Source organism: Psychrobacter sp. ASPA161_9 (assembly GCF_051970275.1).
GTDB lineage: Bacteria > Pseudomonadota > Gammaproteobacteria > Pseudomonadales > Moraxellaceae > Psychrobacter.
In genome coordinates this window covers 427747-451211 of sequence record NZ_JBEFNI010000001.1, presented here as the reverse complement: position 1 = coordinate 451211, position 23465 = coordinate 427747, and the positions used below count along the sequence as shown (strand labels likewise).

Sequence of the window (23465 nt, the reverse complement as noted above, 5' to 3'; positions counted from 1 at the left end):
TGCCTGTTATAGGAATCATCTATGTCGACTACACCTGTGCCTGCCAAAACTCATATTGTTATCCCTGCACGCTTTAAAAGCACTCGTCTGCCAGGTAAACCATTATTAAACATTCATGGTAAACCTATGATACTTTGGGTCGCTAAAAAGGCTCAGGCGGCGCACTTCGCTGATGATATGTGTATCGCTACCGATGATGAACGCATTGCCAAGGTTTGTCTAGATGCAGGGTATGAGGTAGTGATGACCAGCGCTGATCACGCATCAGGGACAGATCGCTTAGCTGAAGTTGCAGCGATTAAGGGTTGGGAAGAGCATGATATTATTATCAATATGCAAGGCGATGAGCCGCTGGTACCACCGCTGTTATTAGAACAAGTTAAAAATTTGTTAGTACAAGATAGCGATAGCGTTATGGCAACTTTATACGAACCTATTGAAGACTATCATACCTTTACAAGACCATCAGTAGTCAAGGTCGTGAGTGCAACGGTTAATGATAGACAGCGCGCGCTATATTTTAGTCGTGCGCCGATTCCTTGTGATCGTGATGTGGCGCTAGCAGTAGAAGCTGGTAATCTAGACACAACTGAACTACTTGCACCAAAAGATGCTTACCGACATTTAGGACTGTATGCTTATCGGGTAAGCTTACTACAGCAATTCGTCCATTGGCCACAAACACCGCTCGAAACGCTTGAGAGCTTAGAACAACTGCGCGTCTTAGAAAACGGTGGCAATATTGCCATCGCAGCAGCAGAAGTTCAGCTACCTGCTGGCGTGGATACGCAAGAAGATTTGGATCGCTTAAACGCTATGAGCCTTAACGAATTTAAAAGTGATATATGATAAATAGCCTAAGCAATAGTTTAAAAGTTAGCATTTAAAGGTTAACGTTTAAAAGTTACCTACAAGATAAGTGTTAAGCTCAATAAATTCTAAAAAACAGTAGGCAATAAGCGTGAATCATATGACAGACAGTATTTACTTTGCGCCGCTATTACCATGGCAGCAAGCGCTGTGGACGCAGCTCACTAGTCGTGTGCTATCACCGCCACACAATCTGCCGCATGCATTACTCGCTGCTGGTATGCAAGGGATGGGCAAGCGTGCCTTCGTTTGGCGTTTGGTTGCTTGGCTGTTGTGCCGTGAGCACGATCAGCATCCGCTTGGCGCATGTGGTGGTTGTCAGAGTTGCCAGTGGCTTAGATCTGGTACGCATCCAAGCTTACAAGTATTGCCTATTACTAGCATGCCTGTCAGTGCCGAGAGTCGAGAGATTAATGAGGCCTCAAGTAGTACCGCTAAAAAGACGAAAGCTGATACTAAATTTGCAAAAGCAACCAGCAATGCTGCGCTGACAATAAAAGTGGATGATATCCGCGCATTACAACCATTCATCTATCAAGGTGGGCAGGGGATGCGTATTTGCGTATTAGATCATGCTGAAAAAATGACCATTGCAGCGGCTAATGCGCTCTTAAAAACGCTAGAGGAGCCGCAAGCACAAGTCCATTTATTTTTGATTAGTGACATGCCAGCAAAGCTGTTGCCAACGATTAAAAGTCGTGTGCAGCAGTTACCGCTACAAACTATTGTGTCCTCTATGGCAAATGACTATGTTGCACATGAGCTTGGCAGTACGATTAATCGTGAAGTGGTGAGTCCGATACAAATTGCGCAATTACTACAATTAGCAAACGGTGCGCCGCTTGCCGCAATAGATTTGGCAAAGGCTGCATGGTATAGCAAGCGCTCATTATGGTTGACTACGTGGCAGGCTCTACGTAGCGGCAAGCGTAGCAGTACAGCGGCCAGCGACTATTGGCAAGCTGAGCTTAGTCTTCCAGATTTTCTCAAGCTCACTGAGCTGATGCTAATCGATATCCGGCGCGTCTGTCTCGGTCTTGATAGTAGCCAAAAAGATATTGCTTTATCAGCGGCTTTAGAAAAATATCAGCCGACAGATAGCGCATTAGAAGCATTGGTAAGCCAATTGCAGCAAACAAAAACGGCGCTGCAACAGAATGTGCAAGAAAAATTCGCCTATGATAAGCTGATGCAAGATTTAGCATATCTTTAAGCTAAATCTTGCATCAGCTTGTAGACAAACTATATTAAAAATATAAAGACCACCAACCGCTATCTAACCGTATATTTGAACTAAGGATTTGATTATGGCAATGCCAGGACGTGGCGGTATTATTACCTGTCATATTGAAGATGTCGAAAAGTTATATGCTAGCTATTTATCTTTCGTAGATAATGGCGCACTGTTCGTGCCTACCAGTCGTGTACAGGAAATGGGTGACGAGGTCTTTATTGCGATTACTTTACCTAATTCTAGCGAACGCTTACCGATGAATGGTAAAGTGGTTTGGATTAATCATAAAGCCCAAGCTAATCGTCCTGCAGGCTTCGCAGTGCAGATTGGTACCGATGCGGCTTGTCAAAAAATAAAACATGAAGTAGAGCGCTTGCTAGCAGGTAAAATTGATAGCCAGCAAGCGACTTATACCATGTAAACTTATTATTGGTTTAGTAGCTGCTATATTCTAATAATCTAGTAACGTGGCGGCACGTACATATCGTCTGGAATAGGTTCACGATAATACTCATCGTCGCGCTTACGCTCAGGTAATTCTACTTCTTCACGCGGTACTTCTTTATACGGTATCTGCTCAAGCAGATGAGCGATACAATTGAGGCGCGCACGCTTTTTATTATTACCTTCAACTACCCACCAAGGCGCTTCTGGGATATGAGTGCGCTCAAACATAGTCTCTTTGGCTTTGGTGTAGTCTTCCCAGCGACGCCTTGACTGCAAGTCCATTGGCGATAGCTTCCATTGTTTAAGCGGGTCATGAATCCGGCTCATAAAGCGCGAGTGCTGTTCGTCATCAGTGATAGAAAACCAATATTTAACTAACCTAATACCGGAACGTACTAACATACGCTCAAACTCTGGGACGGATTGAAAAAACTCCTCGTATTGCGCATCGGTACAAAATCCCATCACACGCTCGACACCGACACGGTTGTACCAACTTCGATCAAATAATACAATCTCACCAGCCGCTGGCAAGTGTGCCACATAGCGCTGAAAGTACCATTGTGACTGTTCGCGCTCAGTTGGTGCGGGCAGAGCAGCCACTCTACAAACGCGTGGATTGAGACGTTGAGTGATGCGTTTGATCGCACCGCCTTTGCCTGCTGAGTCGCGCCCTTCAAATATAACTACAATGCGCTCACCGCGATCGACTACCCAATCTTGTAGTTTAATTAGCTCACGCTGCAGGCGCACCAGTTCTTGAAAGTAGGTACGACGATCAAGCTTCTCTTGCTCCGTCATCTCAAGCCCATCAAAACGAAAATCACGTACATAATCGTCTATTTCGTTTTCAAGCTCTTCATCATAAGCATCGATTAAGTCTTGATGCATCTTGCGGCGTAGCTCATCATTGAAGACTTCTTTATCCATGCGTCCAATGAAGTTTCCTTGTTCAGGCTTAGTTAGTTCATGATGTTCTTGCAGTGTTAAGGATTTTGGATCAATTGCCGAAGGTATCTTTGCCATGCCAAACTCCTTTTCATTTATGTATGGTCATTCACATTAATTTTTAGTTCTTCTAAGCCTCTACTTTATCATATTAATATACCGTTTCATTAATAGGTTAAACGCTTTAAAGCCTTATTACATCCAATTTTTAGCATAATAATGACAGTTAATAACTAATAAAAAATGGACAAAAAAACACCCTCTAATCAAAAAATTAAAGGGTGTTTATCGCTAATTAACGGTTAACCTATTAATGTAGCTAGGACAACTTAATCTATAACTTATTTTTCTAAGATACAAGTCACACCTTGGCCACCAGCTGCGCAGATAGAGATAAGCACGCGACCTGAACCTTTTTGATCTAGCAATTTAGCTGCTGTCGCTAAAATACGTCCACCAGTTGCGGCAAATGGGTGTCCAGCGGCAAGTGATGAGCCATTAACGTTCAACTTACTACGGTCAATAGAGCCTAATGGCGCATCAAGGCCTAGGCGCTCTTGGCAGAATGTCTCATCTTCCCAAGCAGCAAGGGTTGAAAGCACTTGTGAGGCAAATGCTTCATGAATCTCGTAAAAGTCAAAGTCTTGTAGAGTAAGACCAGCACGCTCAAGCATACGTGGTACCGCATAGGCTGGCGCCATTAACAGACCTTCTTTGTTGCCAGATTTACCAATGAAATCAACAGCGGCAGTTTCCTGATGAACGATGTACGCTAATGGCTTAAGTCCACGTGCTTCTGCCCATTCATCATTTGCTAATAGTACACAAGAGGCACCATCAGTTAATGGGGTAGAATTAGCGGCAGTCATGGTTGGATTAGCGTTCTTTTTGCCAAATGCTGGCTTAAGCTTACCCATTTTTTCAAGAGTAGAATCTGGGCGCAGATTGTTGTCGCGAGTCAAACCTTTATATGGAGTGATGAGGTCATCAAAGAAGCCTTCATCATAGGCGCGCGCCAAGTTTTTATGACTATTAAAAGCCAATTCATCTTGTGCTTCACGGCTGATATTCCACTCAAGAGCAGTGATTGCTTGATGATCACCCATAGATAGACCAGTGCGCGGCTCGCCGTTTTGTGGTGATTCGATTAAGTCTTTTGGATTTAAACCCATTAATGCTTGCAAGCGTTGCTTGTTATTTTTCGCAGCACCTAACTTTAAAATCACTTTGCGAAGGCCATCACCAACGGCGAGAGGGGCGTCTGAAGTCGTATCGACACCACCAGTAATAGCTGAGTCGATCACGCCTAAGGCAATTTTGTTTGCAGCAGCAAAAGTAGACTGTAAGCCAGTACCGCAAGCTTGAGAGACATCATAAGTAGGTGTGTGCGGGTCTAAGGCAGTATTTAATGCTGCTTCACGGGTCAGGTTTAAATCGCGGCTAAGCTTTAATACTGCGCCAGCAACCACTTCGCCCATACGCTCATCTTGCAAGTTGTAGCGTTCGATTAGGCCATTAAGGGCGGCAGTCAACATATCAATATTGCTAGCATCCGCATAAGGACCGTTTGAGCGTGCGAATGGAATACGGTTACCACCTAAGATAGCAACGCGATGCTGGCCTGAGCTTAATGTAGTAGCACTGCTCTTTTTGGGCGCTGCGCTTGGTTTTTTAGCCTTAGCCGCTGCTTCATCAGCTTTCTTGTCATCTTGACTGCTGTCTTTTTTGCTGCTCTTAGTCGACTTTTCCGCTGTATTAGATTCAGCTGTAGTATCAAACACATTAAGATCTTCTGACTCGCTCATATTAGATTCGTCAATTAAATCTTCTTTGATTTTCGCTTTTTTCTGAGCTTGCGCGTCATTCTGAGCGTTTTTAGAGTCGTCATCGACTGGGTTGCCATCGGCATCAACGATAGCAGTTGCTTTTTTAAGCTCAGCAATTGAATCATAATGAGCATTACTATCTTGGTCATTATTTTTGGTTTGAGTGTTTTTTTGGGTATTATCAGTTGCTGTGCCGTTGCCCTTAACGACAGTACTTTCGATAACAGGGCTATTTTTTTTGTTACTCATGGAATTATCCTTAAAACGAGTGAATGTAGTAAATGATAAGGCAATAAAATATTGTGATAAATAAGTTAGATCACCAATATATAAGATGTTAGCGGTTTATCGTCGTAATTTTTACCATGTTATTGTATGCCTTTGGCAAGTCAGGTAACAGGTGTTCAGGTTTGAGTAAACAATGAACATGTAGACTGAACAGTATTACTTATTAGTATTGCCTAGATAGTTATTTGATAATATATTGTTATCGGTATTCAATTAAGCTATAACTTCTAGATTTTATTTTAACATATACATTTGTTTTTTAAATATAGAGAAAGTAACTGCTGCGTTTGTAAGTAAGCTCGTTAATCCTTGTTTATATCGTTGACTTTTGGACTTGTTTACCCTAGGCGTGTATAGTTGTGGCAGGTTAAAGCTCACTTACTAAAGACTAATAATTATTCATTATTATGATAGCAGTGAGCCTTTATAATAAGTGTATTCATAATAGGTATGTTTATTTATACCAAGCGCATTCATTAGACACATTCTTTTTTCTATTCGTTATTGATTGTTTAAATTTTCAAATACAGGAGTATTTTATGTCAGACCGTTATGGTGATTTTGTTCAATCTTCTATTGGTAAAAAAGTCGCTAAAAATTTAGGTTTACCGCTACCAGTAAGTCTCGATCGTTTTGAGAGTGGTCAGCGCCTTGTACGAGGTAGTGTATTGGTAGGTTCAGCTACCGGCAATGATAACCGCGTTAGCGAATCTATTGCCCGTATTTTGTCTGAGCTGCATGCTGAAGTCTTTGTTAATAGCAGCGATAGTATTAAAGATACGCTTGCCGATGCCAATGTTGAAGCAAAAGCCAATACAGGTAGCGAAGATAAGTTTAAGGTGTTGTTGTTTGATGCTAGCAATATCAGTAATGCAGATGAGCTAAAGCAAGTATACGAGTTCTTTCATTTTGTCGCACGCCGCGTAGAGAAGTCAGGTCGCGTCATTATCGTTGGTCGTCCACCTGAAGAGATTACTGATGTAGAGACAGCACTAGCTCAACGTGCACTTGAAGGCTTTGTGAAGTCTGTCGGCAAAGAGTTTAAACGTGGTATTACCGCGCAGCTAATCTATGTCGCTGAAGGCTCAGAAAGCAATCTTGATTCAACATTGCGCTTCTTTACCTCAGCACGTTCAGCTTATGTATCAGGACAAGTAGTACGTGTTGGCAAGGGTAGTGCAGTTGAAGTCGACTGGACGCAGCCTTTAGGCGGCAAAACCATGCTAGTCACTGGCGCAAGCCGTGGTATCGGCGAAGCGATTGCTCGCGTTCTGGCTCGTGAAGGCGCGCATGTTATCTGTTTAGATGTACCGCAACAACAAGCCGACTTACAAAAAGTTGCAAGCGAGATTAGCGGATCTACTTTAATGGTTGATATCACTAGCGATGAGGCAGGCGTACAGATCGCAGAAGCTGCTGAAAAGCGTGGTGGTCTGGATTCTATCATTCACAATGCTGGCGTGACTCGTGATAAAACGCTTGCCAAAATGGATGAGCAAAAATGGGATATGGTAATTAATATTAATCTTGCCAGTATTGCCAAGCTTAATCGTTACTTACTTGAAAATGATGTATTAAAAGATGATGCGCGCATCGTTTGTGTGTCTTCAATCTCGGGTATCGCAGGCAATCTTGGTCAGACCAACTATGCTACTTCTAAAGCTGGGGTAATTGGATTGGTCGATGCGACTGCTAAACAGCTAGTAGCCAATGACAAAGGTATGACGATCAATGCAGTGGCTCCTGGTTTTATCGAGACTCAAATGACTGAAGCCATTCCATTTGCGATTCGTGAAGCTGGTCGTCGCATGAACTCAATGAGTCAAGGTGGACTACCAGTCGATGTTGCTGAAACCATCGCATGGCTAGCGTCTCCTGCGTCTGCTGGTCTCAATGGCAACACGGTACGTGTCTGTGGTCAAAGCTTGCTCGGTGCATAATATTTTCGTACTGTATCAAAACAATGGTGACGTTAGTCAGATTATAAATCATTGATATCACTATTGATTTGTTGTAATTATAATAAGTGCTTACGAAAAATTTGCTGATTTATTGTAATAAAGCTGCCTATGGGTGGCTTTTTTATGATAAAACCACAAGACAAATAAAATAAGCAGAAAGATTTGTTGTTTAACCATTACTTTTATATATGTTTATTTAGTAACTTTTTTGTCCTGTATTTTTGGGGCAAGATGCTGCAAAATAGGCGACTCAGTAGCCAATGGATGTGCTAAGAAAATTTGCTTAAGCCCCAATCAGGATAGATTTATGTCAGATAAACACTATGATGCGTTGCCAAAAGCGCATACCACTTACGCCAATATTATCAAAAGCCTATTACCTATCGGTGATAATGCGAAAGTCGGCAAAGATGAGTTGCCACAAGCGACTTACTATGTGGACGATCTGCACATTGATCAGGGTAACTTAAAAGATTACCGTAAGATTTGCGGTTTCGCTGATGATGGTAAAATTCCGATTACTTACTTTTCGGTGCTATCACAAGCGCTACAGATGAATATGATGGTCAAAGAGCCATTTCCTTTTGCGATGTTGGGGCTAGTGCATGTAGATAATAGTGTCACGCAGTATCGTCCTATTGGCGAACGTGAGACAGTTGCTATGTCCGTGGCGTTCGATAACTTGCGCGATCATGCCCAAGGTCAACAGTTCGACTTTGTCACTACTGTTAAATCGCAAGAAAATGTTATTTGGGAAGGGATTTCAACCTATTTGGCTCGTGGTAAAAAGCCTGATAGTAACGCCAGTAGTAAAAGCAAACCACGTCCGTTGACTGTCAAGCCTATGATTGATGAAGAAGGCACACATGCTATCTTTGAAGTGCCAGAAGATATTGGCCGTCGTTATGCCTTTATATCTGGGGACTTTAATCTTATCCATTTACATCCATTATCCGCACGTGCTTTTGGTTTTCCTAAAGCAATCGCTCATGGTATGTGGTCTAAGGCTAAGTGTTTAGCAATGATGGGTGAATTACCTGATGCGTATACTGCTGAGGTATCATTCAAGCTCCCTATATTTTTGCCATCTGAGGTCGAGTTGATTGCTGAATCGGTAGCAAAACTTGAAAGCAGTGATAACACCTGTAATTTTGGGTTATATAGTGCCAAAAATGATAAGCCGCATCTTGCTGGTGTTGTTAAATTAATCGCAGAAGATTAATCAGTATAAGCTTAACTTTAATCCTAATATCTAACTAACATATATACGACTATGACTCTAAATTCAAATGCCCAACCCCTTACTGATGCAGATGATAATCAAGCTTCGATAGCTGACAATGGTATTAATCTCGCTACAATACTTGAGCCTTATTTTCGCCCTGATGAACAGACGATCGTTTGCGGAGCACTTGATGAAGCCAAAGTGAAAGCTCTAGCAGATGCAGGGGTTGAGCTAATTATTAATTTGCAGCCTGATGACGAGTTGAGCTTTGATGAATCAGCAGCGGTTGAGCGGGCAGGTATGTTTTATGAGCAGCTGCCTATCAGCGGTGTTGCAGATTTAAAGCAGCTTAAAATATTGGCATTTGACAATATTTTGCGTCAGCATCATGGTAAAAAAATAGCCATGCACTGTGGTTCTGGTAACAGAGCAGGAGCAGCGATTGCTCTGCGTGCAGGTTGGCTACGTGGGCGTAAGATGGATACTGCTATGGAACGTGGTCGCAGTCATGGGTTGACGAAGCTGGAAGACGAAGTTTATAAGCGTCTGTTAGTACCGCGTTAGAATATGACTGAGTAACGAAAAGGCGACCAATAGGTGGCCTTTTTTATTAGCAAATAATATATTTGTATTTATGATATGAATCATCAGTATTCAATGCTAAAAAGTTTTATAACCTTTAGCGATTCTAAAAAGAACGGAGCAGGACAACCATGATCGTCAATAATAAAAAAAACAATCAGAATCTTGATAAACAGATCAATAGTGAGTTTCAACAGCGCCTACAACAATTATTGACAGATTTACAATTAGATGATGCGCCAGCAGGTGGCTCATTAGTCGTCTATCAAGCTGGCAGGTGTATTGTGCAAGCAAATGTTGGTATGGCGCAGGCTAACATACCATGGCAGCCGGAAACTTTATCTTTGAATTTTTCAACAGGTAAGGGAGTATTGGCAACACTGGTTCATGTGTTGGTTTCGCAGCAGCTGCTGGATTATGATAAGCCGATTGCTAGTTATTGGCCTGAATTTTCCTCTAATGGTAAAGCAAATATCACGCTACGCACGCTAATGTCCCATCAAGCCAATTTGTTTTCGATTACCAGTATTGATGCTGATAGCGAGGTTTTGCTTGATTGGGATACCATGCTAGATAAGATTGCTGCGATGCCCACAACCTTACCTGAAGACTCATCATTGTATAGTAGTGCTTACAGTGCTTTAGTTTATGGCTGGGTGTTAGGAGGCGTAATAGAATCGGTCACTGACATGTCTCTAGCTGGGGCGCTGTGCTATTATTTAACTGAGCCCTTAGATATTGCAGACAGTTGCTATTTTGGCGTTCCAGGCGACAAAGTAGATAGAGTTGCCCGATTGGTAAAAAAATTCAACATCTCGTATCAAGGTCATACGGCAGAACAACCTCAACTTCGTTCTCGTCGGAACAAGCCAGTATTGAAAGCTGATTCTGAAAATACATTGCGTATTTATGCAAATCTACCAAACTATCGTTGCTGGGAGCAGCATGCTGCAACACCTCATGCAGTTGTAGAGAGTAATAATGACAAAAATATAGATGAATTACCTACATTAGATACGGCACAGATTAATCGCTTGTATCTCAATACCAGCCAGCTAAATTTAAAAAATTATAAGTCAGCACTCATACCTGCCAACAAACAACCTATTGATTACTATAATCGACAGACACTGCAAGCAGTCATTCCAGCGGCTAACGGTGTGGCTTCAGCAAATGCATTAGCGACTATCTATGCCATGCTAGCCAATGGCGGTACATGGCAAGGACAGACCTTAATCGACGCGGCAACATTCGAGCAGCTATCTACTCCGCAAGTCATGGGAATGGATGCGGTAATGCCAGCGCATATGAATTGGCGCTTGGGATATCATCGATTATTTAGCGTTTGCGCTGATACTGAATCGGGTTTTGGGCACATGGGCTATAACGGTTCGGTCGCATGGTGTGATCCTACACGACAACTGTCTTTTGCCTTTGTACATAATTTTGATGTGACTATGTTAAATGATATCCGTCAGTTTGCGCTAACAGAGGCTATATTAAATCTAGTTGATAAAAATATAGCTTAAATATATTTTACGCATGTGGTTTAGTTGATGTCATCTGTAATAATTTTGGAGCACTTAACCCATGCATAAAAATAGACGCTAAGATAACGATAGAGCATACAACCCAAAGTTTTAGAGCGTCTTCTTCACCAAAAAAACCCTGATTAAGCGCATACGATAAATAATACAGGGTACCAATACCCCGAATACCGAGGGCGGATATCGCATATTTTTCTGTTCGGGGTAGGTTTAATCCTGATAACGCAACAATGCCGCCAATCGGACGTATCAATAGCAAAAAGGTAAAGCTAACGATATAGACTCGCCATGTCAACTCAACACCTGACTGCAAACCTTGACCAATTAACATGCCAAAAGCTACCAGTACTAAAGACATTAACAGACCTTCTGACTGCTCAGCAAAATCATGTAATTTTTCATGATAGCTATGCTTATGCTCTGAGCGACGAAACGCAAATGCCGCAACAAATACAGCAATAAAGCCATAACTGTGTACATACTCAGCTAAGCCATAAGCCAGTAATGTCAATGCAATGACCACATAGCCTTGAGAGATAGTAGTCTCACGAGTATGTTTTGAAAACACCAGTTTTGCCAAGACTTTTCCAACGACAATACCGACTACTAGACCGGCACCAATCTTCCATAACACGTCATGTGTAAACCATGACCACAGCATCTCGCTGGTAAAGCGTTTATCTTTGCTAAACGCCTCTGCTATTTTAATTGCCAAATAAACGAATGGAAAAGCCAGTCCATCGTTCAAACCTGCTTCTGACGTTAAGGTAAAGCGCGGCGTATCTTCACCGCCCGTGTTCGGCGGGCCTACCTGAATGCTTGACGCTAATACGGGATCGGTAGGCGCAAGTACTGCTCCCAACAAAATCGCTGCACCCATGCTTAGACCAAACGCATAATAGCCCAAAAAAGCCATTGCAAAAATACCAATAGGCATAGTAATCAGCAGTAAACGTATAGTAGGGCGCCACAAGCGCCATGATAATGGCGTATCAATCTTGATACCAGCGCCAACGAGCGATACGAGCACTACAATCTCAGTGATTTTCTCAATAACGACGCCATTCTCCATAGGATCCAGAAATGACAATGAGAGCCATAAATAACCGACTATGATGCCAAAGCTTACTTGAAGCATAGGTAGAGATATGGGTAGGCGCTTAAACATAATTGGGAACAATGCCCCAAATAAAAAAGCGATACCGCAGACCAATAAGAATAAATTATAATTTTCAATCATTAGGTTTGTGTATGCCCATAGAACCATCTAAAACATTATTTCGTCTTTCAATGGAAGGTTAATGATAGTTATCGGTGAAAGTAGAAAGTTATAAGATTTCCAACACGGCTAATAAGGCGGCTGAAAAAATCTATCATGACTGGAAAATAGAATTAGTTCCGCAAAAAATCGTTATCAAAACGATAGCTGCGTTGTTTTTTGGTGAAAAAAAAGCCTGCATAGCGCAGGCTTGATTTAAAAAATTAAATTGTTTGTCTGCAATTAACGCTCGACTTGACTCACATCACGTACCGCGCCAGTATCAGCGCTGGTAGTCATGGCAGCATAAGCACGTAGGGCAGGAGAGACATGACGTTCACGACTTACTGGCTTCCAAGCATCGCGACCGCGAGCTTCCATGGCTTCGCGGCGAGTGGCCAAATCTGCATCGCTGACCTGCATATTGATGGTGCGGTTTGGAATGTCGATATGAATAGTATCGCCTTCTTCAACCAGACCAATCGCACCGCCTTCAGCCGCTTCAGGGCTGGCATGACCAATTGATAAACCTGATGTGCCACCAGAAAAACGGCCATCGGTGAGTAGGGCGCATTCTTTACCTAGACCTTTAGATTTAAGATAAGTCGTTGGATACAGCATCTCTTGCATACCAGGACCGCCTTTTGGTCCTTCATAGCGGATGATAACGACGTCACCTGCTACGATGTTGTCAGCCAATACGGCGGCGACGGCATCATCTTGTGACTCAAAGAGTCGTGCGCGACCGGTAAAGGTTAAGATGCTCTCATCGACGCCTGCGGTTTTGACCACGCAGCCACGCTCAGCGATATTGCCATACAACACTGCAAGGCCACCATCTTCTGAATAGGCATGCTTAGCACTACGAATACAGCCTGACTCACGGTTAACGTCTAGATTTGACCATTCTTTTGACTGAGAGAACGCTTCGGTTGTACGTACGCCACCAGGGGCGGCGATATATCGTGCACGCGCTTCAGAATTATCAGGATTCATAATATCCCACTTATCGATAGCTTCTTTCATCGTCGCACTATGAATGGTCGGCACGTCAGTCTTCAGTAATCCTGCACGATCAAGCTCGGCCAATAATGCAAAGACACCGCCGGCACGATGCACATCTTCCATATGGTATTTTTGTGAGGCAGGCGCAACTTTTGCAAGGCAAGGCACACCGCGACTTAGGCGATCGATATCTGACATTTTAAAATCGACTTCTGCTTCGTTAGCTGCTGCCAATAAATGCAAAATAGTATTGGTCGAGCCACCCATCGCGATATCTAATGTCATCGCATTTTCAAAAGCCGCCTTGCTGGCGATTGAGCGCGGTAATACCGAATCATCATCTTGCTCATAACGACGTTTGGCAAGCGAGACAATGGTACGCCCAGCTTCTAAAAACAGCTCGCGACGTAGAGAGTGGGTGGCCAGTAGCGAGCCATTACCCGGTAAGGCCAATCCTAAGGCTTCGGTCAGGCAGTTCATCGAGTTGGCAGTAAACATACCAGAGCACGAACCGCAAGTAGGGCAGGCTGAGGCTTCAATAGCAGCGACATCTTCATCACTAATGCTATCATCAGCGGCGTCCATCATCGCATCAACAAGGTCAAGTTTACGAACCGCACTGCCGTTACTGTCTTCATTATTGTGACTCTTACCGACCGTACTGGCTAGAATTTTGCCCGCTTCCATTGGTCCACCTGAAATAAACACTACTGGAATATTCAGACGCATTGCTGCCATCAACATCCCTGGAGTAATTTTGTCACAGTTGGAAATACAAACTAATGCATCAGCGCAATGAGCATTGACCATGTATTCGACAGAGTCGGCAATCAAGTCGCGACTTGGCAGTGAATACAACATACCGCTATGACCCATCGCAATACCATCATCGACCGCAATAGTATTAAACTCTTTTGCGACACCGCCAGCTTTTTCAATCTCGCGTGCGACCAGTTGTCCAAGGTCTTTTAAATGCACGTGACCGGGTACAAACTGGGTGAATGAGTTGGCAATGGCAATAATAGGCTTGCCAAAGTCGCCATCAGTCATGCCAGTTGCGCGCCATAGTGCGCGTGCACCTGCCATATTACGACCGCCGGTAGAGGTTTTTGAGCGATAATCCATTTGATATTCCTTACAAATAGGCGAGGTTTATTGAAAAATTTAGCCTCAGCTTTGATATTGATAGTGTGCTTTTTTAAAGTGTGCTTTTTATAGCCTCTGAGTACTAGTGAATAATACTAGGCCGTTACCATACCATTAGATATGAGTAACTAAAAACAATTCGTCGATAATGATACTTCGATTGTAATATCATAATAAGGAGCCTGAAGGTAAGGTGCTACCCAACCCGTTCTAAAATTGCCGTTTCAAACCAAGGTAGTTCTGTTTTGTCGGCTTCTAATTTGCTAATAATTGCTAAAGCGTGAGGGGCTAATAGCTGTTGATAATCAGTACTAGCATCAATAGTGAGTAGCGGCTCATCGCTTGTATTCTGCTCATCAATACTGACTAGGGTTTGCTTAGCATTTTTATAAAGAACATCTACACGGCCAAAAAATTGCCAATCTTTAAAAGCAGCTGTCATAGCATCATCCGCGTCCTTGGTGTATACCTGCTGCGTCGCTTTGCCTGTATTCGTCCAATGTAGGCGTACGGCTAATTGCAGGGCTTCACTAAAGACAACCAGCGAGCCGATTACCTTGACGTGCCAAGGGCTTGCTAATAAACCATCTGCAATCCCAATAAGCTTGGCAGCAGCATCGGCAGTCATAGGCGTATTAAATTGTGCAAGCAGAGCAGGTGTCAACGGATGGGTCTGTTTGACACTATCATCTAAACTATCGTAATGATACAAGAACTGCATTGGAACATCTTGTGTAACCGTTTTTTCACTGATTTTGCAGTTGTGAATTTGCCAACTGATAGTCGTATCGGTTAGTGCTTCAGCTAGGATAATGGTGTTTGGGGCGATAGTTTTTGGACTGGCGCTATTTTCCAGTGATTCTACATGATCTGACACTGCAGATAATGGTGTATCAGAATCAGAATTAGATGATGACTGAGTAGGTAAGGTAGTCAAATTCATAAACCTAACATTAACAAAGTGAGGGCTTAATATAGCATTGAATAGGGCTTGCACGCCAATAAAATAGAGTGTTTAGATTGCTAATATTGTTAGAAGATAGCTATCAAGTAGCGACTTGCCTGCACGTTAACAGTTTTAGATGTGTCTTGTACTCAGACTATATTTCGTCCACTATATATGGCAGGTAATATGTAACCAGATACGATGATGCATTAACCATTAATAAATATTTAAGGAAAAAATAATGACACAAGCTAATCAGAAAACCAAATACGATGAAAACAATATTTTTGCCAAAATGCTAAACGGTGATATTCCATATCACAAGGTTTATGAAGATGATAAAACCCTCGCCTTTATGGATATTATGCCGCAAGCAGAGGGTCATGTACTGGTAATACCTAAGCAAAAAGCCGTTGATTTAGTGGATCTTGAACCAAAATATGCCGCAGCTGTTTTGATGACGTCTAAAAAGGTCATGCAAGCGCAACGTCAGGTATTTGAGCGTGAAGGTATTATTCAAATGCAATTGAATGGATCGCAAGCTGGGCAGACGGTATTTCATTACCATGTACATCTGATTCCATCAAGCATCCATGAGCTAGGTCGCCATGCAGTTAAGCAGGCAGATAGTGAAAAACTTGCTGAAACTGCCAAACAACTTGCAGCGATAATTTCCGATTCATAAAATAAAAACACTGTTTTTTAATCTGTTAAAGCCAGTTTGATCGTTATATATTAAGATTTTCTCAATAAGTATAACTAGGCAGCTAGCAAGCTGCCTTTTTTATTGCTTGGTAATAGTCATGTAACAATCGTTAAAGTAGTGTTACAAGTCAGTGCTACATCTGGGGTTCAGACAAAGAGTATGGTACAAACTATATTTTGTTGGGCGCATCGGTTCTACATTGCTTCTACGAATGACCTTTTTATTCAATAACGCTGCATTAATTTGAGGACATTATTTTTTATGAGTAAATTACCTCGCTCTACCATTTTGCTGCCAGTATTTTTACCAGCAGCTGCCATCATGCTGTTGCTGGTGATTGGCACAGCGATTAATCCAGTAGCTGCTGGCGAGTTATTTAGTACAGTACTGGCTTTTACCACCGATACTTTCGGTTGGTTTTATATGTTAGCAGTCGCTATATTCTTAGTGTTTATTGTTGCCTTAGCATTTTCATCTTATGGCAGTATTAAGCTGGGTCCTGACCATGCAGAGGCTGAGTATAAGTTTCTTGAATGGTTTGCCATGTTGTTTTCGGCAGGCTACGGTATTGCCTTGCTATTCTATGGTGTCGCCGAACCTGTGCTACATTTTGCAACGCCGCCATTGTCAGAGCCTCAAACCATAGCTGCGGCCAAAGAAGCCATGCAAATTGCTTATTTTCACTGGGGTTTTCATATTTGGGCTATTTATGGCGTGGTAGGTTTATCACTGGCGTATTTTTCCTTTCGTCATGGCTTGCCATTGTCAGTGCGCTCAACCTTATATCCATTAATTGGTGACAAGATCTATGGCCCTATTGGGCATACTGTTGATGTGTTTGCAATTGTGGGTACCATGTTCGGTATCGCCACCAGTCTAGGTCTATCGGTGGCGCAAATTAATGCTGGGCTAAATTATTTGCTACCAAATATGGTTCCAGTTAATACGACTGTGCAGGTTATTATCATTGCCTTAGTGACAGCTGCTGCCTTGGTATCTGTGTTAGCAGGTATGGATAAAGGCGTAAAGCGGTTGTCTATCTTAAACATGTTGCTAGCAACGGCACTGATGCTATTTGTATTTATCGTTGGCCCTACTGTTTTTCTTCTAAATGCTTTTATGGAAAATACAGGCAGCTATTTGGGTAATATCGTTGAGCGTACCTTTAGCTTGCAAGCTTATCAATCGAGTGATTGGATTGGTAGCTGGACACTATTTATCTTTGCATGGACGATTGCATGGGCGCCTTTTGTCGGTTTATTTATTGCTAAGATTAGTCGTGGTCGCACCATTCGTGAGTTTGTATTAGGCGTAATGTTGGTGCCAACGCTATTTACTTTCTTCTGGTTCTCGGTATTTGGCGATACCGCGTTACATATGATTATGGTTGATGGTTACGACGCCTTGATTAGTGAAGTGCAGAATAACCAAGCGATAGCGTTATTTAAATTGTTAGAGAACTTGCCATTCACCCAGATAGTGTCATCATTGACAGTAATATTAATTATTACCTTCTTTGTGACCTCATCGGATTCAGGGTCATTGGTTATTGACTCGCTCGCTGCGGGTGGGCGTAGTGATACGCCATGGTGGCAGCGCTCGTTTTGGGTGATAACTGAAGGGGCAGTCGCCGCAGCTCTACTCATCGCTGGTGGTCTAAGCGCTTTGCAAACAGCCGCTATCGTCAGCGCCTTACCCTTTGCAGTCATTATATTGATTTCGACATTTGGTATGTGGCGTGCGCTACGTATTGAAGGACATCGCAATCAGAGTCTAGCCAATGACAATCATCTTCCGCCACATCTACTCAAACTCGACGCATGGCGTGACCGTATTGATTATATAACCAATCAGCCAACGCGTGATAAAGTGCTTGGTTATATAAAAGGCACGGTTCTATCGTCAATGCGTGAAGTTGCAGAGAAGTTTGCCGAAACAGGTTGGTTACCTGATGTTAACTATGATGAGGTTAATGATCGTGCTGTATTGGAGTTAAGACGTGGTGATAACGTTGAATTCTGGTACGAAGTTCGTTTGTCAGAGCATGAGATTCCTGACTATTATACTGAGGATATGGCCAATGAATTACCGCAAGAGCACCATCATCGTGCTGAGGTATATCTGCGCCGTGGCGGTCAAACCTATGATTTATATGGTTATCAATCAGAATCGGTGATTAATGATATTATTGATCAGTTTGAAAAATACCTACACTTCTTAAATGTCTCGCCAGATAGTTTACCGTGGCGCATGCAAGAGCATGATGAAGATATCACTTTAGAGCAGGGTAGTGTGTTTGATAAGTAGTGCGTTTGATAAATAGTTGGTTTAATTATTAAAACTGAGTATTTATTGTTGCAAGTTATTCATCTGAATGGCTTGCAATAAAGTCAAGAACCCTTAGAATAACGGCTTGTTTTCACCATGAATCAAGCCGTTTTTTATGCCTATAAATAATCCAGTTTCTTCTGAGTCGTCAGCACAAATCGCCAATGATCATCCGTTGTTACAACCGTTAACTATCGGTGGTCTGACGATTGAAAATCGCCTGATGGTGGCGCCGATGGCAGGTGTGACGGACAATCCCTTTCGCAGATTATGCAAATCATTTGGTGCCGGTCACGCAGTCAGCGAGATGATAATCGCTGATACGGCGCTTTATGCTCGCAAAAAATCTCTCTATCGTGCCAATTTTGATAACGAAATCGCGCCAATTTCTGCCCAAATAGCTGGGGCTGAGCCGGATAAGCTTGCTGAGGCGGCACGTTATCAGATTGATAATGGTGCGCAGATTATCGATATCAATATGGGCTGTCCCGCCAAAAAAGTCTGTCGCAAGCTAGCGGGTTCTGCATTGTTGCAAGACGAAGATTTGGTCGCGCGTTTATTAGATGCTGCGGTAAATAGCGTAAATGCACCTGTGACATTAAAAACGCGCTTGGGTTTTGAGAATGGACGCGAGAATATTTTGCGTGTGGCGAAGCGAGCAGAGCAAGCGGGTATTGCTGCCATTGCTATTCATGGGCGCACTCGTGAGGATATGTATACAGGCGAAGCGCGTTATGAGCTGATACGTGAAGTTAAAGAAAGTATCAGCATTCCGGTCATTGCCAATGGTGATATTGATAGCGCGCAAAAGGCTCAGCGTGTTTACGAGTTAACAGGCTGCGATGCGGTGATGATTGGCCGTGCTGCTCAAGGGCAACCATGGTTATTTCGTGATATCGGGCATTTTTTGCGTACTGGTGAGAGTCTATCTGCGCCAAGTGTTGGCGAAATCAAAGAGATTGTACTGGCACATCTGCAAGAGCTATATGGTTTTTATGGTGAATACTCTGGTTGCCGTATCGCCCGCAAGCATATTGCTTGGTACACCACTGGAATTCCTAACTCTAATGCTTTTCGTCAAGCTATGTATGGTGAAGAGAGCACCGCTGGACAGTTTCGCGTAGTGGAAGCTTTTTTGCACGCTCATGAGTAATAAAGCTAATCAACTTGATTGACTTTTGGTTTTTGTTCAGACGAGGGGTTTTCTTTTTGCCAAGGAAAACGTCCTTCTAGCTCGACTTGTAATGACAAGCTCAAAAAAGTTCGAATAAGTACGATAAAGCCTAATACTAGAACACTGCGTAACGTAGGTTCTGTAACGACAGTTGCCATAATGTCGGCAGCGATGAGTACCTCTAAACCTAGCAAAATAGACTTGCCAACGGTCTGCCTAATCTCGACGTAGGTATCATGATTGAAACCGCCAGTTAAACGAATGCCTCGATAAAAAGCAAAAAATAGTCCAAAGAACATAATAAGTACACCAATGACTTCGACTATCTTGGCAATCAGATCAATGTAATGGGCTAACATTTCTATCAAAATATTCATCCTCGTTATTAAGTAGGGTTAATTGGTTTGAATATAGGCAATACTCTACAATCCAGATATTCGCTTAACTTAAATTGTTATGTTATTTGTTAGGGTCTGTTGAACATTGGGAATAAATTGATGGCAAAAAAAATAGCGAAGCAGTAATCTTTAAGTTCTCACACAAAAAAGATACCGTTCGCTATGCCTCGGACAATGCTCACGAATGAGAACTGGACAAGACTAAGATTTATACTACTAGAACTTAACATCTATGACAAAGGAAATCTTAGACTAACCGTTGAAGGCGTCCTTTATCGGATGCGTGTTGGTTGTCCTTGGCGTGATCTGCCAGCTTACTTTGGCAAGCCCAACACCGTCTATAAGGCATATCAGCGTTGGTTTCGCAGCAATAAGTTGATTCAACTGTTTGCTTTATTAATCAAAGACTCAGACCTTGAATGGGTGTTTATAGACGGTACTCATATAAAAGCGCATCAGCACAGTAGTGGTGCTAATGAGACTGCGCAAGCTATTAGTAAAAGTGTGGCAGGTCGCGCTACTAAGATTCACTTAGCAGTGGATGCTCACGATAACCCGATCAGTTTTATCGTATCAGATGGTACGACTCACGATGTTAAGGTAGCACCAGATTTAGTTGATAATATCGATCTGAGTGATACAGATATTCTATGTGCTGATAAAGGCTATGACTCTGATGCGCTGCGAGAACATATTAAACGAGCAGGAAGCTTCGATAATATTCCTAGAAAGCAGAATACAAAATTGGATAATAACCATATGGACTGGGACTTGTACAAAGTTCGCCACTTAGTTGAAAATGCATTCGCTCACTTAAAACGATTCCGAGCAATAGCCACTAGATACGACAAGCTTAAACAAAGCTATGAGAATACAGTGGCGCTAGCTTGTGCCTTTATCTGGCTTAAATTATGAATGTTCAACACGCCCTAATAGTTTGAAGTGTTAGCCAAATACGCGCCATAGTATCCAAAACAATCCTGCCATAATGGCCGCAATGACTATCAGCCGCTTAGCCCAATAAGGGAGGAGCGGTTTTTTATAGCCTATATCATTTAATTTACTATCAACGCCTTTTTGTAAGCTTTTAAATCCTTGTTCAGATTTCGTTGTTTTGACGCGATGCTTGATTAATGATTCAGGCATGGTTTCTACTTCTGGCTCTCTATCAAAGCTGAGGGCTTCGTTTGGAATGCCTTGTTTATTGGCAATAGTGGTAAGGTTTTGCTGTTGTTTGTTCTTAAGCTCGGTCTCATAAGCATCGATACGCAACTTTGCTTCGTCCATACTGATATTCTCATCTTCCGCTAAAGACTTAATCGCCATGACTAAATTGCCTTTTTCGACCATCATAATGATAGCTTTTGGCAGCTTTGCACTGATAGGTTTTAAGTTTGGGTCGGAGTTAAACATGGTAGTCCTTGCTATTTAATGACGTTAAAGCGCTGGTAAAGAATGATGACCATTATAGCAATGTTATCTCTATAAAATTATTGTTGGATGGTACAGTTGATACTAGATTAAATGGATACACTAGCTTATGACGCGAGACTGGGAAAAATTTTTCTTGCGTGCTGTGTCTACGCTGACAAAGGCTGCGCAAAATTTGTCCCAGTCTCACTGAATCTCTTTTATATTGACCTGACTATAAGGTAAAACCTTTATAACTTGATAGTTTTTCAATACGACCTAAATTTACACAAAAAAATACCGCCGTCATAACGATGACTGCGGTATTTTAAATAATGCTTACTTATCACCTAAAGCGATAATTTACATATCTTTCCAGCGTTGGATAGACTCTTTAATCACTTCTTTCGCTTCTGCGACATCACCCCATGATTCAACCACAGTAGTACCTGGTTTTTTAAGGTCTTTATAGTGACTAAAATGGAACTCTAACTGTTTGATGATTTGCTCAGGTAGGTCTGCTAAGCTGTTATAGGCATTACCATTGTTGCGATCATCAGCTGGTACAACGACGATTTTGTCATCAACTTCACCATCATCAACGAACTTCATCACACCGATAACTTTGGCTTTTAAGAAAATACCAGTCGTTAAAGGCTGCTCAGTAAGAATTAGCGCATCAAGCTCATCACCATCTTCATCAAGCGTTTGTGGGATAAAACCATAGTTGCAAGGTTTGGCAAAAATCTGTGGGTCAATACGGTCAAGCTCAAATACGGCTAACTCGCGATTCCATTCGATTTTGTGACTGCTACCAGTTGGGATTTCGATTACGACATTAATAATGCCGCCATCAACGTCGCCTGCGTCTAAGATTTTATTGAAGTCTGCCATAGAATGCTCCTATTTGCTTTTGTTATAAATGCTTGGTTAGCGGAAAATAATTAAAGGGTCATATATTGGCGTAGTATGTTTATCGCTATGCCTAATCTGTGCCGCCTGCGAGTATAACAAGTTTGGCTTAAATTTTCTCATTAAGCTTAAGTCCAAGAAGGCACGATATTATGCAAAATAAGACTCAATAACGCAAATTGACACGAGACGATTAACTCAAGACGTTAAGTCCAGCTGCTATTTACAGGAGGCGATTGGACGTAATTCAATCAGGCCTGCATGACGTTTGGCAATGTTATCGATGAGCTTTTGGGTAATTTGCTCATAACTTAATGCTTCGTTTGTTTGCTTATTCTGTTTCTCACTCATCGCCACAAAGTCAGCCAATCGCAACATCTGCATGCCAGCATAACCGCAAGGGTTAATCGCATTAAATGCTGATAAATCACAATTTAGATTTAACGCAATGCCATGATAGCTAAAGCCATGCTTAATCTTAAAACCTAGTGAAGCGATTTTACCTAACATAATGGCGTCTTCTGCTGGCGAGACAGACTGGTTGTAGCCATCGCTATCAATATCAACGTCAGCATCGCCATTTTGCGTATGAGACATGTTGGCATATAAATAGACACCTGGCGCATCGCGACGCGAATGAGCGCTGATATTGCCATTAATATTGTCATTATTAATGTCAGATGATGCCAGACTTTTTAAACAGTCGTTGACTACATCTTCTATCGCTTGCTCGGCATGTGACACGAGATTGCGGACGCTCCAGCCGAGACTATGTAGGTCAAATAGCCAGTAGACGACCAGTTGTCCATGTCCATGCCACGTCACCTGTCCACCGCGATCGGTCTTAATGATGGGTGTGTCTGTATACTGCAAAATATGTTCTTCTTTACCTGCCTGCCCAAGGGTATAGACATCGTTATGATCAATTACCCATAACTCGTCAGGCGTACGCAAGCTTTGTTCTTTCTTTAAGGCGATACGTTCCAGTGTGCGCTCTAGCATCGCGTCATGAGTAGGATTGTAGTCAGCAGATGACAACGATTTTCTGACGAGCATATCGCTTATTTGTTGTGAGGTTTGTTGCGACGTTTCTGATGATGTTATTTGCATCGTTTCTGGTATGGGTTTTTGCATGACGGTCAGCATCTTATTGTTGTATGAGCAATTTGCTTTAGGTAAGATAGATAATGATACTAAATAGGTAAGGATATTAAATAATTAATGATAATAACGAGTTTAGCAGTTTTTGCTATT

20 protein-coding genes are annotated in these 23465 nt (G+C 42.3%); 11 read left to right on the top strand and 9 right to left on the bottom strand.

Features of this window, described 5'->3' with window-relative positions:
- Positions 1-21 precede the first annotated feature (21 nt).
- From kdsB to ACTQ9S_RS01700, 3 genes are all read left to right on the top strand, one after another.
- On the top strand, positions 22-849 hold the full coding sequence (gene kdsB / locus ACTQ9S_RS01710) for a 3-deoxy-manno-octulosonate cytidylyltransferase (protein ID WP_440453460.1): 828 nt from the start codon (positions 22-24) through the stop codon (positions 847-849).
- A 121-nt stretch (positions 850-970) separates the two neighbouring features.
- Positions 971-2083: a DNA polymerase III subunit delta' gene (locus ACTQ9S_RS01705; protein ID WP_440453689.1), complete on the top strand. Its 1113-nt coding sequence runs from the start codon at positions 971-973 to the stop codon at positions 2081-2083.
- A 94-nt stretch (positions 2084-2177) separates the two neighbouring features.
- Positions 2178-2525: a PilZ domain-containing protein gene (locus ACTQ9S_RS01700; protein WP_440453458.1), complete on the top strand. Its 348-nt coding sequence runs from the start codon at positions 2178-2180 to the stop codon at positions 2523-2525.
- A 38-nt stretch (positions 2526-2563) separates the two neighbouring features.
- On the opposite strand, the gene ppk2 is transcribed toward ACTQ9S_RS01700, so the two are convergent.
- Positions 2564-3577, bottom strand: a complete 1014-nt coding sequence (ppk2, locus tag ACTQ9S_RS01695; RefSeq protein WP_440453456.1) for a polyphosphate kinase 2 — start codon at positions 3575-3577, stop codon at positions 2564-2566.
- 263 nt (positions 3578-3840) lie between these two features.
- Entirely contained in the window at positions 3841-5304 is a 1464-nt protein-coding gene (locus ACTQ9S_RS01690) for an acetyl-CoA C-acetyltransferase (RefSeq protein WP_350656872.1), read from the bottom strand.
- An 848-nt stretch (positions 5305-6152) separates the two neighbouring features.
- On the opposite strand from ACTQ9S_RS01690, the gene ACTQ9S_RS01685 reads away from it, so the two are divergent.
- The 4 genes from ACTQ9S_RS01685 (at position 6153) to ACTQ9S_RS01670 (ending at position 10910) form a co-directional block, all read left to right on the top strand.
- Positions 6153-7553, top strand: coding sequence for a 3-oxoacyl-ACP reductase (locus ACTQ9S_RS01685; RefSeq protein WP_440453455.1), 1401 nt, complete (start codon positions 6153-6155; stop codon positions 7551-7553).
- A gap of 328 nt (positions 7554-7881) precedes the next feature.
- The gene (locus tag ACTQ9S_RS01680; protein WP_068036126.1) at positions 7882-8796 is read left to right on the top strand and encodes a MaoC family dehydratase; all 915 of its coding nucleotides are present in this window, start codon (positions 7882-7884) and stop codon (positions 8794-8796) included.
- A gap of 51 nt (positions 8797-8847) precedes the next feature.
- Positions 8848-9363 (top strand): beta-lactamase hydrolase domain-containing protein, encoded by a 516-nt coding sequence (locus tag ACTQ9S_RS01675; RefSeq protein WP_068036124.1) that lies wholly within the window; start codon positions 8848-8850, stop codon positions 9361-9363.
- A gap of 149 nt (positions 9364-9512) precedes the next feature.
- On the top strand, positions 9513-10910 hold the full coding sequence (locus ACTQ9S_RS01670; RefSeq protein WP_440453453.1) for a serine hydrolase domain-containing protein: 1398 nt from the start codon (positions 9513-9515) through the stop codon (positions 10908-10910).
- Between the two features lie 7 nt (positions 10911-10917).
- On the opposite strand, the gene ACTQ9S_RS01665 is transcribed toward ACTQ9S_RS01670, so the two are convergent.
- The 3 genes from ACTQ9S_RS01665 to ACTQ9S_RS01655 all read right to left on the bottom strand — a co-directional run bounded on the left by ACTQ9S_RS01665 (position 10918) and on the right by ACTQ9S_RS01655 (position 15280).
- Positions 10918-12168, bottom strand: coding sequence for a cation:proton antiporter (locus tag ACTQ9S_RS01665; protein ID WP_440453451.1), 1251 nt, complete (start codon positions 12166-12168; stop codon positions 10918-10920).
- 261 nt (positions 12169-12429) lie between these two features.
- Positions 12430-14316, bottom strand: coding sequence for a dihydroxy-acid dehydratase (ilvD, locus tag ACTQ9S_RS01660; RefSeq protein WP_068036118.1), 1887 nt, complete (start codon positions 14314-14316; stop codon positions 12430-12432).
- A 217-nt stretch (positions 14317-14533) separates the two neighbouring features.
- A complete protein-coding gene (locus tag ACTQ9S_RS01655; RefSeq protein ID WP_440453449.1) occupies positions 14534-15280 on the bottom strand; it encodes a hypothetical protein in 747 nt (248 codons plus the stop codon).
- A gap of 244 nt (positions 15281-15524) precedes the next feature.
- Here ACTQ9S_RS01655 and ACTQ9S_RS01650 point away from each other — a divergent pair, with 244 nt between their 5' ends.
- The 3 genes from ACTQ9S_RS01650 to dusB all read left to right on the top strand — a co-directional run bounded on the left by ACTQ9S_RS01650 (position 15525) and on the right by dusB (position 19470).
- Positions 15525-15968 carry an HIT family protein gene (locus tag ACTQ9S_RS01650; protein ID WP_440453447.1) on the top strand — a complete coding sequence of 148 codons (444 nt, stop codon included), beginning with the start codon at positions 15525-15527 and terminating at the stop codon, positions 15966-15968.
- Positions 15969-16250: 282 nt separating this feature from the next.
- Positions 16251-18296 carry a BCCT family transporter gene (locus ACTQ9S_RS01645; protein WP_068036112.1) on the top strand — a complete coding sequence of 682 codons (2046 nt, stop codon included), beginning with the start codon at positions 16251-16253 and terminating at the stop codon, positions 18294-18296.
- A gap of 136 nt (positions 18297-18432) precedes the next feature.
- Positions 18433-19470: a tRNA dihydrouridine synthase DusB gene (gene dusB / locus ACTQ9S_RS01640; RefSeq protein WP_440453446.1), complete on the top strand. Its 1038-nt coding sequence runs from the start codon at positions 18433-18435 to the stop codon at positions 19468-19470.
- A gap of 5 nt (positions 19471-19475) precedes the next feature.
- Here dusB and ACTQ9S_RS01635 read toward each other — a convergent pair whose 3' ends face one another.
- The gene (locus tag ACTQ9S_RS01635; RefSeq protein WP_440453687.1) at positions 19476-19850 is read right to left on the bottom strand and encodes a DUF1622 domain-containing protein; all 375 of its coding nucleotides are present in this window, start codon (positions 19848-19850) and stop codon (positions 19476-19478) included.
- A gap of 201 nt (positions 19851-20051) precedes the next feature.
- Here ACTQ9S_RS01635 and ACTQ9S_RS01630 point away from each other — a divergent pair, with 201 nt between their 5' ends.
- Complete coding sequence (locus ACTQ9S_RS01630) at positions 20052-20804, top strand: IS5 family transposase (RefSeq protein ID WP_440453444.1); 753 nt, start codon at positions 20052-20054, stop codon at positions 20802-20804.
- Positions 20805-20834: 30 nt separating this feature from the next.
- On the opposite strand, the gene ACTQ9S_RS01625 is transcribed toward ACTQ9S_RS01630, so the two are convergent.
- The 3 genes from ACTQ9S_RS01625 to ACTQ9S_RS01615 form a co-directional block, all read right to left on the bottom strand.
- Positions 20835-21302 (bottom strand): hypothetical protein, encoded by a 468-nt coding sequence (locus ACTQ9S_RS01625; RefSeq protein ID WP_068036110.1) that lies wholly within the window; start codon positions 21300-21302, stop codon positions 20835-20837.
- Positions 21303-21662: 360 nt separating this feature from the next.
- On the bottom strand, positions 21663-22193 hold the full coding sequence (locus ACTQ9S_RS01620) for an inorganic diphosphatase (protein ID WP_068036108.1): 531 nt from the start codon (positions 22191-22193) through the stop codon (positions 21663-21665).
- A gap of 237 nt (positions 22194-22430) precedes the next feature.
- Complete coding sequence (locus tag ACTQ9S_RS01615; protein ID WP_440453685.1) at positions 22431-23333, bottom strand: lipoyl protein ligase domain-containing protein; 903 nt, start codon at positions 23331-23333, stop codon at positions 22431-22433.
- Between the last annotated feature and the right edge of the window lie 132 nt (positions 23334-23465).